The organism is Aeromonas sp. S5(2024) (assembly GCF_041403025.1).
GTDB classification, from domain to species: domain Bacteria; phylum Pseudomonadota; class Gammaproteobacteria; order Enterobacterales; family Aeromonadaceae; genus Aeromonas; species Aeromonas hydrophila.
In genome coordinates, this window is the sequence record NZ_JBGLRI010000009.1 from 1 (window position 1) to 13,871 (window position 13,871).

At 61.3% G+C, this 13,871-nt stretch carries 15 protein-coding genes, 1 tRNA gene and 1 pseudogene; 1 reads left to right on the top strand and 16 read right to left on the bottom strand.

Going from position 1 to position 13,871, the window contains the following annotated elements:
• The 3 genes and pseudogenes from ACB032_RS16450 to ACB032_RS16460 all read right to left on the bottom strand — a co-directional run.
• A pseudogene (locus ACB032_RS16450) lies at positions 1–110 on the bottom strand (type VI secretion system tube protein Hcp); the annotation flags it as partial.
• Between the two features lie 230 nt (positions 111–340).
• Positions 341–1,111, bottom strand: coding sequence for a LuxR family transcriptional regulator (locus tag ACB032_RS16455; protein WP_371138341.1), 771 nt, complete (start codon positions 1,109–1,111; stop codon positions 341–343).
• A 563-nt stretch (positions 1,112–1,674) separates the two neighbouring features.
• Positions 1,675–1,762, bottom strand: a tRNA-Ser gene (locus tag ACB032_RS16460).
• 198 nt (positions 1,763–1,960) lie between these two features.
• Here ACB032_RS16460 and ACB032_RS16465 point away from each other — a divergent pair.
• Complete coding sequence (locus tag ACB032_RS16465) at positions 1,961–2,710, top strand: DsbA family protein (RefSeq protein ID WP_011705041.1); 750 nt, start codon at positions 1,961–1,963, stop codon at positions 2,708–2,710.
• A gap of 173 nt (positions 2,711–2,883) precedes the next feature.
• Here the strand turns inward: ACB032_RS16465 and galE are convergent, their stop codons facing one another.
• The 13 genes from galE to ACB032_RS16530 all read right to left on the bottom strand — a co-directional run bounded on the left by galE (position 2,884) and on the right by ACB032_RS16530 (position 13,871).
• Positions 2,884–3,909, bottom strand: a complete 1,026-nt coding sequence (gene galE, locus ACB032_RS16470; RefSeq protein WP_346814794.1) for a UDP-glucose 4-epimerase GalE — start codon at positions 3,907–3,909, stop codon at positions 2,884–2,886.
• Between the two features lie 84 nt (positions 3,910–3,993).
• Positions 3,994–5,013, bottom strand: a complete 1,020-nt coding sequence (locus ACB032_RS16475; RefSeq protein ID WP_371138342.1) for an FAD-binding oxidoreductase — start codon at positions 5,011–5,013, stop codon at positions 3,994–3,996.
• Positions 5,014–5,127: 114 nt separating this feature from the next.
• Positions 5,128–6,777 carry a hydroxylamine reductase gene (gene hcp / locus ACB032_RS16480; protein WP_371138343.1) on the bottom strand — a complete coding sequence of 550 codons (1,650 nt, stop codon included), beginning with the start codon at positions 6,775–6,777 and terminating at the stop codon, positions 5,128–5,130.
• A 287-nt stretch (positions 6,778–7,064) separates the two neighbouring features.
• Positions 7,065–7,532, bottom strand: a complete 468-nt coding sequence (locus tag ACB032_RS16485; RefSeq protein WP_011705037.1) for a Dps family protein — start codon at positions 7,530–7,532, stop codon at positions 7,065–7,067.
• Between the two features lie 123 nt (positions 7,533–7,655).
• The gene (locus ACB032_RS16490) at positions 7,656–8,213 is read right to left on the bottom strand and encodes a DUF3833 domain-containing protein (RefSeq protein WP_371138344.1); all 558 of its coding nucleotides are present in this window, start codon (positions 8,211–8,213) and stop codon (positions 7,656–7,658) included.
• A complete protein-coding gene (locus ACB032_RS16495) occupies positions 8,213–8,764 on the bottom strand; it encodes a chalcone isomerase family protein (RefSeq protein WP_371138345.1) in 552 nt (183 codons plus the stop codon). The genes ACB032_RS16490 and ACB032_RS16495 overlap by 1 nt, the downstream gene beginning before the upstream one ends.
• Entirely contained in the window at positions 8,721–8,939 is a 219-nt protein-coding gene (locus ACB032_RS16500) for a TIGR02450 family Trp-rich protein (protein WP_011705034.1), read from the bottom strand. Before ACB032_RS16500 ends, ACB032_RS16495 begins: the two co-directional genes overlap by 44 nt.
• Positions 8,936–9,415: a DUF2878 domain-containing protein gene (locus ACB032_RS16505; protein WP_371138346.1), complete on the bottom strand. Its 480-nt coding sequence runs from the start codon at positions 9,413–9,415 to the stop codon at positions 8,936–8,938. The genes ACB032_RS16500 and ACB032_RS16505 overlap by 4 nt, the downstream gene beginning before the upstream one ends.
• A gap of 2 nt (positions 9,416–9,417) precedes the next feature.
• The gene (locus ACB032_RS16510; protein ID WP_371138347.1) at positions 9,418–10,674 is read right to left on the bottom strand and encodes a class I SAM-dependent methyltransferase; all 1,257 of its coding nucleotides are present in this window, start codon (positions 10,672–10,674) and stop codon (positions 9,418–9,420) included.
• Entirely contained in the window at positions 10,674–11,456 is a 783-nt protein-coding gene (locus ACB032_RS16515; RefSeq protein WP_371138348.1) for a DUF1365 domain-containing protein, read from the bottom strand. The genes ACB032_RS16510 and ACB032_RS16515 overlap by 1 nt, the downstream gene beginning before the upstream one ends.
• Positions 11,453–12,712, bottom strand: coding sequence for an NAD(P)/FAD-dependent oxidoreductase (locus ACB032_RS16520; RefSeq protein ID WP_371138349.1), 1,260 nt, complete (start codon positions 12,710–12,712; stop codon positions 11,453–11,455). Before ACB032_RS16520 ends, ACB032_RS16515 begins: the two co-directional genes overlap by 4 nt.
• Positions 12,709–13,446, bottom strand: a complete 738-nt coding sequence (locus tag ACB032_RS16525) for an SDR family NAD(P)-dependent oxidoreductase (protein ID WP_371138350.1) — start codon at positions 13,444–13,446, stop codon at positions 12,709–12,711. The genes ACB032_RS16520 and ACB032_RS16525 overlap by 4 nt, the downstream gene beginning before the upstream one ends.
• Positions 13,443–13,871: a nuclear transport factor 2 family protein gene (locus ACB032_RS16530; protein ID WP_371138351.1), complete on the bottom strand. Its 429-nt coding sequence runs from the start codon at positions 13,869–13,871 to the stop codon at positions 13,443–13,445. Before ACB032_RS16530 ends, ACB032_RS16525 begins: the two co-directional genes overlap by 4 nt.

Genomic DNA, 13,871 nt, shown 5'->3' on the forward strand with positions numbered 1-13,871 from the left:
TCTTCGTGACCCTGCACGAAGATGTTGCCGACGGAATCGGAAGTGAAGGCACCAGCGGTGATATTGCCCTGGGTTTTACCTTCGATGCTGATATAACATGGAGTTGGCATGGGTATGCTCCTGATTGGTTGAACGGTAATGACACTCGACCGAACCAGTTAGCAGCGACCATGCCACTCTTTTTTACATTTATTTTTCAACAACTTAAGCAACAAGCAAGTAATCCCACCGGATACATGGCGCAAAAAGTTGCAACAAGCAGACTATTACACCATTAGTTATTGCACTTGCAGTTAAACATCCCGCCAACTACGCAACGAGTTGCTTGAAAAAAACATAATCACTGCTTTTCATCCACATTGGCGACCAGCGCCATCTCCACATTCAACCTGACCATCCCCTGCTTCAATACCCATGAAATGGCCTGGCTCTTGCTGCTGGCCCCCAGCTTGCTGACCACATTGTTCAGATGAAACGTCACGGTACGGGGGGTGATCCCCAGGATCTGGGCAATATCGCTCACCTGCTTGCCCTCCGCCGCCCAGCGACACACCTCCAGCTCCCGCAAACTCAACGCATCGTGCGGTGACAGACCAGCCAGACAGACCCGGGCCACCGCCTCGAAAATATGCATGGAGAGCCAGCTGATAAAAGGCACTGCAGAGAGCCATTGCTGGCGGCTACGAGGCGTACTGGTAATAAAAGAGAGCAGGCCGACATGACCGTTGGCACCGTGCCAGGGCAGGGTGATGCCGTCGCGAATACCGTACTCGCTGGCCAGCTGCATCACCTCCCGGCCCAGCTCATCACAACGCTCCTGATCGTTCACCACATCGGCCCATAGAATAGGAGTGCTCCTGGTCATGGCGCATTTGACGATGGGATCGATGGCAAAGAAGCCGCTGCTGGTATAGGTATCCACCCAGGCCTGCGGACAGCCGTTGAAGATGATGACGTCCGGACGCTGGATGGTACTGGGAAAGATCAGGGCCAGGCGAAAATAGTCGAATCCCATGCGACCGCTCAGCTCGCGCAGCAGAGTCACTATGGTGCGCTCGTCAGCGGCCGTCTCGAACTGGCCGATGAGATCCAGCGCGTGCAGGGTATTCATCTCTGGGGTATGAGGATTGTGCACAAGGTAGGCTAACCAAACATGGAAACATGCTAAATGTTAACAAGCGTCAACAGATGACACACCCCGGCAGGTCTAAAAATCAGAACTCTCCCACACTTTATGCTATCGAACCGTAATTTTTGTAATGAAATGCTACAGAAAACCTTAAGCGTTCCGCCAGCGACCAGTTGTGCCTCCTACGGATGTTAAGCATTGCAACATTTGCCATGGCTCTCCCCCTCATGGGCGGCCAACAACCCTCCGCTCCTTCCTGCATCACGCAACAGAAGGTCTCTAAGTCGTGGCTGAGGAGCCAGCGAGACGAGATCCCCACCGACCAGTGCGAAGATCGGGGCCGACGGAGATGATCGATACACTTGGTTGTCCGGTGATGGTCTGACAATGAACACTGAGCAAAACAGGCGGGAAGACAGCAAGCCTTAGCCAACCGCCGGAAAATACGTGGATAAAGATGGCTTGCCCGACCACAGGCAGAATGAACGCGAGGATTTGAATAGCAAAAAGGCCACCCTTTCGGATGGCCTTTTTGGCTGAATAAATGGCGGAGGAGGTGGGATTTGAACCCACGGATGGTCGCCCATCGCCGGTTTTCAAGACCGGTGCATTCAGCCGCTCTGCCACCCCTCCGCGACAGTGCGGCGAATATTACCCATGGCGATCGCCCTTGTAAATCCCCTCGCCGCTCGTTTGCCGATTTATTGGGCTAAATGACGCACAAAGCCGCCAATTTGAGCATAACCAGCGCTTTTTCAACCAGATAACTTGACTTGAAAACAGACTCACCCACTATAGTCAGCATCACGAAATCCCCAGCAAGATGGACTTATGAAAATCAAACATGCCCTGCTTTGCGCCCTGACGGGTGCCACCCTGCTTGCGGCGCCGGTTCAGGCGAGCGAACTGACCAAGAGCGACGTGGAACAGATAGTGCGCGACTATCTGGTCAAGAACCCGGAGATCCTGGTCGAGATGTCCAACGCCCTGCGCGCCAAGCAGGAGAGCCAGCAGGCCGAGAGCGACAAGACCTTGATCAAGGCACACGCCAAGCAGCTCTATAGCAACCAGGATCCGGAGAGCGGCAATCCCAAGGGCAGCCTGACCGTGGTCGAATTCTTCGACTACAACTGCGGCTACTGCAAACGCGCCCACCCGCTGATCAAGCAGCTGCTGGCAGAAGACAAGGACATTCGCTACATCTACAAGCAGTTCCCGATCCTGAGCGAGACCTCCTACTTCGCCGCCCGTGCCGCTCTGGCGGTACAGCTGGGTCAGCCCGACAAGTACCAGGCCTTCCACGAGAAGCTGTACGCCCATCAGGGCCCGCTGGCCGACGAGGCACAGGTGAAGCAGCTGGCGGAAGCAGCCGGCGTCAACTGGAGCAAGGTTGAAGCCAAGATCAAGGATGGCAGCATCGATCAGAATCTCGGCACCAACCGGGCGCTGGCCGAAGCCATGAGCATCTCTGGCACACCGGCCTTCATCATCGGCGATCAGATCCTGCGCGGCGCCCCCCGTGATCTGGCCAGCCTGAAAGGCTTCATCAAGGATGTGCGCGCCGGCAAGAGCATTCAGTAATCCCGTTCTGGCACATAAAAAACGCCCCGGCATGCCGGGGCGTTTTGCTATTCATGCTGCAAACCATCAGGCCTGATGGGCCGTCGCGAGAAGCTGTCAGCAAGGCGAAGAGCTGCGCAGGGACCCGAGTTTATATGAATAAATGAGGTTCCCGAGCAGCGCATGACCCTTGATCACGGCTTCGCAGCAGGGCCATAACCGTTCGGGTTCTGGCTTTGCCAGCGCCAGGTATCCACCATCATCCGCTCCAGACCACGCTCGGCCTGCCAGCCCAGCTCGGCACGGGCCTTGTGCGGTTCGGCCCAGCACTCGGCGATGTCGCCAGGGCGACGGGGCTTGATCTGGTAGGGAATGGTGCGACCGCTGGCCGCTTCAAATGCCTTGATCATCTCCAGCACCGAATAGCCCTGACCGGTGCCCAGGTTGTAGGTAAAGACCCCGGTATCCGACGCGATGCGCGCCAGCGCTTTGAGGTGACCGATGGCGAGATCCACCACATGGATGTAGTCACGCACCCCGGTACCGTCCGGCGTCGGGTAGTCGTTGCCAAACACCCCCAGCTCCTTGAGCTTGCCCACGCCGACCTGACTGATATAGGGCAGCAGGTTGTTGGGAATGCCGTTGGGATCTTCCCCGATGAGGCCGCTCTCGTGGGCACCGACCGGGTTGAAGTAGCGCAGCAGCACGATGGCCCAGCGCGGATCGGATTTGGCGAGATCGCGCAGGATCTCTTCGACCATCAGCTTGGAGCGGCCATAAGGGTTGGTGGCGCTGGTGGGGAAATCTTCCCGCAGCGGTACCGAGGCCGGATCGCCGTAAACGGTGGCCGAGGAGCTGAATACCAGCCGGAACACGCCGGCCCTGGCCATCTCTTCACACAGCACAAGGGTGCCGGTGATGTTGTTCTGGTAGTAGGTGAGCGGGATCTGGCTCGACTCGCCGACGGCCTTGAGCCCGGCGAAATGGATCACCGACTCGATCTGGTGGGCGGCAAACAGCTGTTGCAGGCAGGCCCGGTCCAGCACATCCCCTTCGACGAAGATGACCGGCTTGCCGGTGATCCGCTCGACCCGTTTGAGCGATTCGGGGGAGGAGTTGGAGAGGTTGTCCAGCACCACGACCTGCTGCCCGGCGTTCAAGAGTTCAACCAGGGTATGGGAGCCGATATAGCCGGCGCCCCCTGTGACCAGAATTGTCATTTTGTATCCCGTGTTCGACTGAAACTGGAGCTGAGTCTACCCGCCCGGCCCCGCTGCGAAAAGAGCGGGATGCTCATGGCCCCCTCAATAGTCGACGCTGACATCCCCGCTGGCGGTGCAGGAACAGGCCAGTGCCACCCCGCTCTCGAGCTCCTGTGCACTCAGGGTCATCACGCTCTGGCGCTCGATTTCACCTTCCGTGGTACAGCGACAGGCCCCGCACACCCCGGCACGGCAGGCTGCCATCATGGTTTCCCCCGCCCCCTCCAGCGCCGCCAGCAGGGTTTGACCCGGCAGGATCTTCACCTTCTTGCCGCTCTTTTTCAGGGTCAGCCAGAAGTGGTCGCTACCGGCCGCAACTGGCACCGCACTCGATGTAGCAGCAGGCAGACCGAATGACTCCTGGTGCAACTGCGCTGCCGGCAGTCCCAGCTCCGCCAGCATGGTGCAGACGGCGGTCATGTAGGGGGCAGGCCCGCACAGATAGACGTGGCGTGCGAGCAAATCTGGCGCAAATTCCCTCAGCATGTCCGGTGTGAGCCGGCCAACCCAGGGATAAGCCGTCGGCGCCTCTTCCCGTACTTGCTCCAGCACTAAAGCGTGGCGGACGCCGGAATGAGCAGCGGCCAGCGCAGCCAGGTCGTCTGCGAAGATCACATCCTCCGGCGAGCGGGCGCTGTGAATGAAACGGATGTCGGCATCCGGCCGTTTGGCCAGCTCGTCGCGCAGCATGGCCCACATGGGGGTGATGCCGGAGCCGGCGCTCAAGAGCAGCGGCCGCTCGCAGGGCAAGGCAGTCAGGTTGAAGTCGCCAAAAGGGCCGTCCACCCGGATCTCGTCCCCCACTTGCAGTGTCTGGTGCAGATGGTGGGAGACCAGTCCGACATCCTTGATGGTGACCTGCCAGCAGGTATCCTGCGGGCTGGAGGAGAGGGTATAGGCACGGCAGTGGGGCTTGCCGTCAATCTCGGTGTGCAGCGTCACACACTGACCGGCCAGCACGGCGGGCAGGCTGCCCGTCTGCGGCACTAACTGCCAGCTCGCCACGTCGTGGGTATCCGCCCGGCGGCCGATGCACCTGAGGGTGAGAGAGGTGGAGGTCATCGCAAGGCTCCTCTTGCTGAAAAATGTTGGAAAGGGGTCGTTAAAAAAAGGCGAGCCATCAGGCTCGCCAAAGGCTTACAACATGCTGAGCGTGTAAGGCGGATGTGGCGCCGCTCAGGCCGCCAGGATCTCGGCCAGATCGGCTTCGGCCGTGGTGGTTCCTTTCAGACCGAACTGCTCCTCCAGCACCTTGAGCAGAGCCGGGGTGAGGAAGGCCGGAGCAGTCGGGCCGGTACGGATGTCCTTCACACCCAGCGCCAGCAGGGTGAGCAGGATGACAATGGCTTTTTGCTCGAACCAGGAGAGCACCAGAGTCAGCGGCAGATCGTTGACGCCGCACTCGAACGCCTCGGAGAGCGCCAGCGCCAGCTGGATGGCGGAGTAGGCATCGTTGCACTGACCCACGTCCAGCAGACGGGGAATGCCGCCGATGTCGCCGAAGTCGAGCTTGTTGAACTTGTACTTGCCGCAGCCCAGGGTCAGCAGCAGGCTGTCCTGCGGGATCGCCTTGGCAAACTCGGTGTAGTAGGCGCGCTCGGCACGGTCGCCATCACAGCCACCGACCAGGAAGAAGTGGCTTATTTCGCCGGCCTTGACCTTGTCGATCACCGCCGGGGCAGCCTGCATCAAGGCGTTGCGGGCAAAGCCGATGGTGATGAAGTGTTCCAGCTCAACGTGCTTGAAGCCTTCCAGCGCTTGCGCCTTGGCAATCACGGTGGAGAAATCTTCCCCTTCCAGGTGGGTCACGCCCGGCCAGCCGACGATGGAGCGGGTGAAGATGCGATCCGAGTAGTTGCCCACGTTCGGGTCGATGATGCAGTTGGAAGTCATCACCACCGCGCCCGGGAAATTGGCAAACTCTTTCTGCTGGTTCTGCCAGGCGGAGCCGTAGTTGCCCATCAGGTGTGGGTACTGCTTGAAGAAGGGGTAGGCCAGCGCCGGCAGCATCTCGCCATGGGTGTAGACCTTGATGCCGGTGCCCTTGGTCTGCTCCAGGATGAGCTTGAGATCCACCATGTCGTGACCGGAGACCAGGATGCACTTGCCCGGTACCGGCGTGACGCGAACCTGGGTCGGCTCGGGGTGGCCGAAGGCGGTGGTTTCACCGAGGTCCAGCATCTCCATGATCTTGAAGTTGAGCAGGCCAATGTCCATGGCGCACTTGAACAGCGGATCCAGATCGCTCGGATCCGTGCCGAGCCAGCTCATGATGCGATGGAATTCGGCGGCTACTCCGGCATCCTGCTGATCCAGCACCCGGGCGTGTTCCATGTAGGCGGCGGCGCCCTTGAGGCCGTAGAGGCAGAGCAGGCGCAGCCCCATGATGTCTTCGTTGACTTCGTTCTTGCCACGGTTGACTGCGGTCTGCGGCGCCTGGGCCAGTTGGGCCAGCAGATCGGCACCCGGCTCGAAACGGGCGGCAGCGGGCAGTGCATCGGCCTGCACCGCCAGCGGAGCCAGCTTGGCAGCCAGTTGCTGACGATAGCTCAGCGCCTGATTGACATAGGCCACGATGCGGGCGGAGTCGAAGTTGACGTTGGTGAGGGTGGCGAAGAAGGCCTTGGGCACGAAGGCGTCGATCTCGCTGTCGACGATGCCGTGCTCGCGGGCGGCCAGCGCCCAGGCGCTGAGCCCCTGCAGGGTATAGATCAGCACATCCTGCAGATCCGAGGTTTCAGCCGTCTTGCCGCACATACCTTGTGCATAGGCGCAGCCGTTGCCTGCCGGGGTACGAATTGTCTGTTCACATTGCACACAAAACATCATGCCTCTCCTAATTGGACATTTCAGTTGTTTGTTTTGTGGCGATTCTATTCCTACGGCTCAGAACTTAATAGGCATTCAATTTGCCAATTCAATTTTCATTGATGCAGATCAAAAACAAAAAAGCCGCCCAAACAGGGCGGCAAGCGGGTGGATAAAAGGAGAGACAACTCAGGTTTGCAACAGAACACGATAATGGAACGGGTCGGGCTGGCCTCTGGTCTGGCAGATCCAGCCCTTCACTTCATCAAGCCGGCATACCTAGCAGCATCCGGCTTGGTTGGCTATCAGGCTAAATAAGCGCGCAACATCCAGACCAGTTTCTCCTGCTGCTGCACATAGTCGGAGAGAATGGACGCAGTCCCTTCATCACCGGCATCGGCTGCCTGCCCCAGGATGCGGCGCTGGGCCACCAGCAGTTCGCGGAAACTCTCCAACAGGGATTCGACGCAGGCACGACCGTCATGCAACCCCTTCTGCTCGGGAATGGCGGAAACTTTCAGGTAGTCGCTGAAGCTGTGCAGCGGCACGCCATCCAGGGTCAGGATGCGCTCGGCCAGCGCATCGACCTTCAGCAGCAGGTCGTTGTAAATCTCTTCGAACTTCAGGTGCAGCTCGAAAAACTGGTTGCCGCGGATGTTCCAGTGGAAGCCGCGAACGTTCATGTAAAGGATCTGGTAGCTGGCCAGCAATTTGTTCAGCTCGGCGGCCAGCGCTTGTGATTGAACGGTATCAAGACCAATCGGACTCTTCATGTTTCACCTCCAGATTTAACGACCTGGTCATCTTAGAACCCATCAGACTCAAAAGGTAATAGTTAAGATCTAACTGATTGATAGAGTGCGGCTATCATCCCTGCAGTCGCCGGGCTAGGCGGCTCATTCAGGCTGCCGCTCGATGTAGAGAAGCACCTCCCCCAGCTGGATGCCGAACTTGCTGATGGCAGCCCGGTTGAGCAGGCGATTTTCATCCAGCAGATACATCCAGTCATCGAAACTCACCCGCACCACGCTGCCGTCAGGCAGCGCCAGATCGAGCTGATAGCGCCAGTTGAGGGCAAAGCCTGCCGTCTTGCCTACCGCCTCCCCCACCACGTCGGCCGCCGTGCCGCGCCATTGACCATCCGCCCCCTTGCTCAAAAACCAGGTGCGGGTCTGCTGGCGCCCGTCATCAAAGTAGAACTGCTCGAACAGCTCCCCCTTGTCCCCCTGCCAGTGCCCGCGCATCTCCACCCTAAAACGGCTGGTCACCTCACCGCTGCGATCGGTCACCAGACCGTGCGCCGTCAGCTTGCCATTGAAGAAGTGAGCGAGATCCCACTCGGGGCCCTGACCGCGATAATCCTCCAGACTGCTGCCGCAACCAGCCAGCAGCATCAGTGGCAACAACAGCAGGTAGCACCAGACGTGGATGTATTGCATGAATCCCTTTTGCATCAACGCACTCCCCGCAGGCGGCGGGTAAGCGCCGGATCGCGGCTCCCTTCTGCCAGCCAGATGGCAAGAAAGGCCGCCGAAAATTGCGGATCGGCGAGGGTGCCGAGCGGCTTGTCCCGCCACCAGAAATGGCCCGCGCCGCCCCTGTCGACATAGAAGGTAAGCCGGTCACCCGCCTGGACATCGGGCCAGAGCGCGGCGAGCTGGCCAAGCCAGCCCTGGCGTTGCTGCTCGCTGCCCAGCCCCAGTCGCTGCCACTCGGCGGCGGTGGCGCTCAACAGATCGTCCCGCTCGATGGCTCTGGCGTAGGTGAGGCTGAGTGCCTGAGGATAGTGACCCGGCCGATAGTGGCCGTTCTCGCTGTAAAGGGTGGCGTCATAGAGCTTGAACCAGAGCCAGCTCATCTCGCCGCGCCCGACCGGCTGCAGCTGCTGCCAGGGAGTGACCAGAGCTTGCCCGGTCTGGGCGAAAGGGGTCAGCGGTAGGCTCAAGCCTACCAGCAGCAGGCTAATTCCACCCCATGTGCCAATGGGCGGGATCTTCGAGTTCATGCCAGTCCATCTCCTGTTCCAGCAGCGTGTTGATATCCTGCATCACCACCTGCTGCAGCTGCCCCTGCGCATCGCGCTGACAGGCCACCACCAGATAGAAACGCTCGGTCAGCTCGTGCCGGCTCTCTTTGGTCCATTTGGAAAACAACAAGGTGTCGGTCGAAAAGGTGTTCATCTCGCTTCACCCTCCAGCTTGACCGTTACCCACAGGAGTACGGGTAACCACCACATCCAGATCACCGCCAGCAGTGCCGCACTGATCCCGATGCCCCAAGGTAAGTGTACTGCCCCCATGGCGGCTCCCGCCACATAGGATGAGGCCCCCCCAACCATGCCGAACAGCCCCTGCTGCCAACGCGGCAAGGGCCGCAGCCAGCGCAGACCGTGGGAGAGGGTCAGGGCAAAACCGCACCAGAGCAGCACCAACCAGAGTGGAAAACCGGTGTTGAAATAAAACAGCCCAAGTTGCCAGAGCAAGGCATCGAGCAGGCTGCCGGCAAGGGCGACCGGGATGAGCCGCCAGTCGTGCCAGCGGCGCGGAGAGAAAAGAAAATGAAGCAGCAGCAGTGCCAGCAGTGGGCCCGGCAGCTGCCACTTCACCGCCAGCAACCAGTAGAGGTTGAACCCCAGCAGATGGGCCCACTGCCACATGATCAGTGCCCGCCGACGGACAGATCTCCACTCCAGCCGAGTGGGCCCGGTTTGGCCGCTTCCAGCTGCACCAAGCTGATGGTGCGCTCCCAGAAGCCCCCTTCACAGTAGGCGAAATAGAAGTGCCACAAGCGGATGAAGTCCTGGCTGTAGCCGAAGGCTGGCAGCTCGGGCGCCAGCGCCAGGAAGCGCTCGCACCAATCAGCCAGCGTGCGGGCATAGTGGTGACCGTGATCGTGCAGCCGCACCAGCTGCATGTCGGTCTCGCGCGCCAGCAGCCCCGCCATCTGGGAGACGCTCGGCAGGCAGCCGCCGGGGAAGATGTAACGCTGGATGAAATCAACCCCGCGCAGATACTGGGCATGGCGCTGGTCGGCAATGGTGATGGCCTGAATGAGCAGGCGACCACCGGGTTTGAGCAGCCGCGACAGCTGGCGGAAATAATCGGGCAGAAAGGCGTGGCCCACCGCTTCGATCATCTCGATGGAGACCAGCTTGTCGTAACTGCCCTCCAGCTTGCGATAATCCTCCAGCAGCAAGGTGATGCGATCTCCCAGCCCCTCCCGCGCAATCCACTCCTTGGCGTAATCGTGCTGGGCCCGGGAGATGGTGGTGGTGGTCACCCGGCAGCCGTAGTGACGGGCCGCATAGACGGCGAGGCCGCCCCAGCCGGTACCGATCTCCAGCAGATGATCGTCAGGCCCGAGTGCCAGCCGCTCGCAGATGGTGCGCAGCTTGGCCTGCTGCCCCTCTTCCAGGCTGGCCTCGGCATGGGGATAGATGGCGCTCGAGTACTGCATATGGCTGTCGAGAAAGCCCTGATAGAGGGTGTTGCCGAGATCGTAGTGGGCGGCGATGTTGGATCGCGACCCGGTCAGGGTATTGCGGTTAAGCCAGTGACGCACCTTGTTGAACGGGAAGCTGAGCCAGCCGAGGCGCCGCTCAAGTGAATCGAGCAGCGGCAGGTTGCGGGCCAGCAGCCGCACCAGCGCCACCGGATCCGGGCTGGTCCAGAGCCCCTCCACCCAGGTTTCCCCGGCGGCGATGCTGCCCCCCAGCAGCAGGCGGCGATAGAAGGCCGGATCCTGCACCACCAGCTCGGCATGCAGATCGGTGCCCGCCACGCCAAAGCAGTGGCGCTCAGCGCCATCCCGCAGCAGCAGCTGGCCATGTTCGAGGCGCCCCAGCAGATTGAGCAGCAGTTGCCTGGCCCCCTTGTCGATGAAAGAGGCAGAGAGGGTTGATTGAGCAAGTTCCATTAGCGGCTCTCCGGATGGCTAAAAATGGGTGTTCGTTTGATAAAAAGACGCAGGGCCTGCCAGTAGATCCCGAGCAGCACCTTCATGGTCATCCAGGGCCAGCGGGCCAGCAGGGCCACCAGCCCCTTGCGCGACAGCGGCGCCCGGCGCAGCGCCAGGGTGGCGTCAAACAGCTTGGCCTCCCCGGATACGGGATGACTCTCGATGTGGATCAGTGTCTCCTGCGCGGGCGGACGAATGCGCCAGTGGTAGCGCATCGCCAGCCCCATAAAGGGGGAGACGTGAAAATCCTTGTCGTGGGGGGCCAGTGCCGCCAGATCCAGCAGGTAGTAGTGGCGCTCGTTCCAGGGGGTGTTCGACACCTCCACCAGCAGATAGCGCGCCTCTCCCTGCCGGTAACAGAAGTAGAAGTTGACCGGGCTGAAGTAGAAGCCCAGACAGCGCACGTTGCCAAGCAGCAGCACCCGCCCCTCGGGCTCGGCATCGCCACCCAGTTCGCTCACCTTCTGCCACACCGCCTGCTTGAGCGGCCCCTCGCTGCCGCGCAGGTAGTCGTCACGGTGAAACGAGAGCAGCCCTGCTCGCTCCACCCCGAACCAGCGCCCGCGATCGAGTTGTGACAACTCGTCGAGATCCAGCCCCAGCATAAAGAGGTTGTAGGAGAAGGCGTGGGCACGCGGTGCGAAGCGGCGATGGCGCACCGACCCCTGCCAGATGGCGCTGAGGGTGCCGGTCATGGCCTCGGCACTCGCCTCCTGGCCTACCAGGACTGTACCCTTCATAGCTCGGCCCCGAAGCGCCTGGCGACGTCCAGCGCACTGCGCACCCCGTCTTCGTGAAAGCCGTTGTACCAGTAAGCACCGCAGAAGTGGGTGCGCTGCTGGCCGCAGATCTCGGCCCGCCGCTGCTGGGCGGCGATGGAGGCCTGATTGAACACCGGATGGTGATAGACGAAGCGGCGCAGTACCTTGCTCTCGTCTACTTTGCCCTCGGGATTGAGGCTGACGCAGAAGGGCTGCGGCGAGCTCACCCCCTGCAGTATGTTCATGTTGTAGCTCACCAGCGGCCGCGCCCCGTCATCCTCGCCCAGCTGATAGTTCCAGCTGGCCCACGCCTTGCGGCGCACCGGCAGGCAACGCACATCGGTGTGCAGCCAGACGTCGTTGGCTTGATAGGGCATGGCACCGAGAATGGCCTGCTCCCGCTCGCCCGGATCCGCCAGCAACGCCAGCGCCTGATCGCTGTGACAGGCGAGGATCACCTCGTCAAACCGCTCCTCGCCGTAACTGCTCTGGATCAGCACCCCGTCCGCCTGGCGCCGGATCCCCTGCACCGGACAGGCCAGACGAATGTGAGCCTGCCAGCCGGCCGTCAGCGGGCCGATATATTCCCGCGAGCCGCCAGGGATCACATACCACTGGGGGCGGTTGGCCACCTCGAGCAGGCCGTGGTTGGCAAAAAAGCGCAGGAAGAAGCCAAGGGGGAAGGCACGCATATCGGCCAGCGTCGATGACCAGATGGCGGCCCCCATCGGCAAGATGTAGTGGCGGGCAAAGTAGTCGCTAAACTCCCCCACCTGCAGAAAATCCCCCAGAGTCAGCTCGGGGCCGCCCCCCTGATGCTGCCCATCGGCCAGCCAGGCCCACGCCTCCCGGTTGAAGCGCAGGATCTCGGCGACGAAGCCGTAGAAACGGGGACTCAGCAGGTTGCTGCGCTGGGCAAACAGGGTATCCAGGTTGTGGCCGTTGTACTCCAGCCCCTGCGGGCTTTTCACCGAGAAGCTCATCTCGGCCGGTTGTCGCGCCACCCCGATCCGCTCGAGCAGCCTCAGGAAGTTGGGGTAGGTGCGGTCATTGAAAACGATGAAGCCGGTGTCGATGGCATAGCTGCGCCCCGCCTGGTGGACGTCGACGGTGGCGGTGTGGCCGCCCAGGGTCGGCATCGCCTCGAACAGGGTGATGTCGTGCAGCTTGTGGAGCAGAAAACCGGCGGTCAGACCTGAAATACCGGAGCCGACGATGGCGATCCTTTTCTTCATGAAGGGCGTCCTTTCGAAACGAGTGTGCGGCCAAGACGCAGCCAGAGCCCCGTCGGCAGCGCGCCAAGCAGGCGCAGCAGCCAGATGAAACGGCGGGGAAAGTGGATCTGGTGACGACCGGCGGTGAGCCCCGCCATGATGGCGCGGGAAGCCTCTTCCACCGTCACCAGACAGGGCATGGGAAAATCATTTTTGGCGGTGAGCGGGGTCGCCACGAAACCAGGGCGGATCAGGGTCACCCCGATCCCTTTGCTGGCCAAATCCAGACGCAGGGTATCCGCCAGATAGTCGAGGGCAGCCTTGGAGGCGCCATAGGCTTCGGCTCTGGGCAGCGGCAGCCAGCTTACCGACGAGCTGACGATGGCAAGGCGTCCGCCTGCCCCGAGCAGCGGCAAAAAGGCGGCCAGGGCATGACCGGTGGCGATGAGGTTGGTCTCGATGACCCGGGCAAACAGGGCGCCATCAAACCCCTCGGCTACATCCATGTACTCACAGTGGCCGGCATTGAGGATCACCAGATCGACTCGCGGCAAGCCGGCGGCCGCTTCGCTCACGGCGCTTGCATCGCGCCCGTCAAACTGCAGCGGCGTGATGTCGTGACGACCCAGTGCCAGCAGCCGCTCGCCATCGCGCCCGCAACCCCACACCTGCCAGCCTGCACGCCGATAATCGAGCGCCAGCTGAAAGCCGATACCCGAGGTGGCTCCGGTGATCAGCACCCGGCCGCCGCTCATACGCCCAGCCTCCCCTTGATGGTGCGCACCAGGGGGCCTATCAGCGGCAACTGCTCGTAGAGCATGGCGCCCAGATCGAAGTAGTCGCGATGCAGGCACACCTTGCCCGCCTCGTCGAACTCGAGGCGGGTGGCCCCCTCCACCGTCACCGGCGCACCACCACGCAATCTGGGATGGGAGAAGGTCATGGTCCAGCCGAGCCAGGCCTGGCGCCCCTGTAGCAGCTGGCTGGTGATGACGAAACGGCAGTAGGCCAGGCGCTGATAGAGGACGGCAAAATAGTCGGTGAGCGCCGCCAGCCCCTCGATGCGGTGAGCAGGATCGATAAAGACCACCTCGTTTGCGTAGACCTCGGGCAAACGGTGCAGCTCGTCTCTGCTTAGCTGCTGATAGAAGGCCACAAAGCGGGCCAGCGACTCATCCAT

What these genes read in the sequence shown, in the direction of transcription:
- ACB032_RS16455 (WP_371138341.1), bottom strand. Translation starts at nt 1,111, where the DNA reads ATGAATACCCTGCACGCGCTGGATCTCATCGGCCAGTTCGAGACGGCC.
- ACB032_RS16465 (WP_011705041.1), top strand. Translation starts at nt 1,961, where the DNA reads ATGAAAATCAAACATGCCCTGCTTTGCGCCCTGACGGGTGCCACCCTG.
- galE (WP_346814794.1), bottom strand. Translation starts at nt 3,909, where the DNA reads ATGACAATTCTGGTCACAGGGGGCGCCGGCTATATCGGCTCCCATACC.
- ACB032_RS16475 (WP_371138342.1), bottom strand. Translation starts at nt 5,013, where the DNA reads ATGACCTCCACCTCTCTCACCCTCAGGTGCATCGGCCGCCGGGCGGAT.
- hcp (WP_371138343.1), bottom strand. Translation starts at nt 6,777, where the DNA reads ATGTTTTGTGTGCAATGTGAACAGACAATTCGTACCCCGGCAGGCAAC.
- ACB032_RS16485 (WP_011705037.1), bottom strand. Translation starts at nt 7,532, where the DNA reads ATGAAGAGTCCGATTGGTCTTGATACCGTTCAATCACAAGCGCTGGCC.
- ACB032_RS16490 (WP_371138344.1), bottom strand. Translation starts at nt 8,213, where the DNA reads ATGCAAAAGGGATTCATGCAATACATCCACGTCTGGTGCTACCTGCTG.
- ACB032_RS16495 (WP_371138345.1), bottom strand. Translation starts at nt 8,764, where the DNA reads ATGAACTCGAAGATCCCGCCCATTGGCACATGGGGTGGAATTAGCCTG.
- ACB032_RS16500 (WP_011705034.1), bottom strand. Translation starts at nt 8,939, where the DNA reads ATGAACACCTTTTCGACCGACACCTTGTTGTTTTCCAAATGGACCAAA.
- ACB032_RS16505 (WP_371138346.1), bottom strand. Translation starts at nt 9,415, where the DNA reads ATGTGGCAGTGGGCCCATCTGCTGGGGTTCAACCTCTACTGGTTGCTG.
- ACB032_RS16510 (WP_371138347.1), bottom strand. Translation starts at nt 10,674, where the DNA reads ATGGAACTTGCTCAATCAACCCTCTCTGCCTCTTTCATCGACAAGGGG.
- ACB032_RS16515 (WP_371138348.1), bottom strand. Translation starts at nt 11,456, where the DNA reads ATGAAGGGTACAGTCCTGGTAGGCCAGGAGGCGAGTGCCGAGGCCATG.
- ACB032_RS16520 (WP_371138349.1), bottom strand. Translation starts at nt 12,712, where the DNA reads ATGAAGAAAAGGATCGCCATCGTCGGCTCCGGTATTTCAGGTCTGACC.
- ACB032_RS16525 (WP_371138350.1), bottom strand. Translation starts at nt 13,446, where the DNA reads ATGAGCGGCGGCCGGGTGCTGATCACCGGAGCCACCTCGGGTATCGGC.
- ACB032_RS16530 (WP_371138351.1), bottom strand. Translation starts at nt 13,871, where the DNA reads ATGGATGAGTCGCTGGCCCGCTTTGTGGCCTTCTATCAGCAGCTAAGC.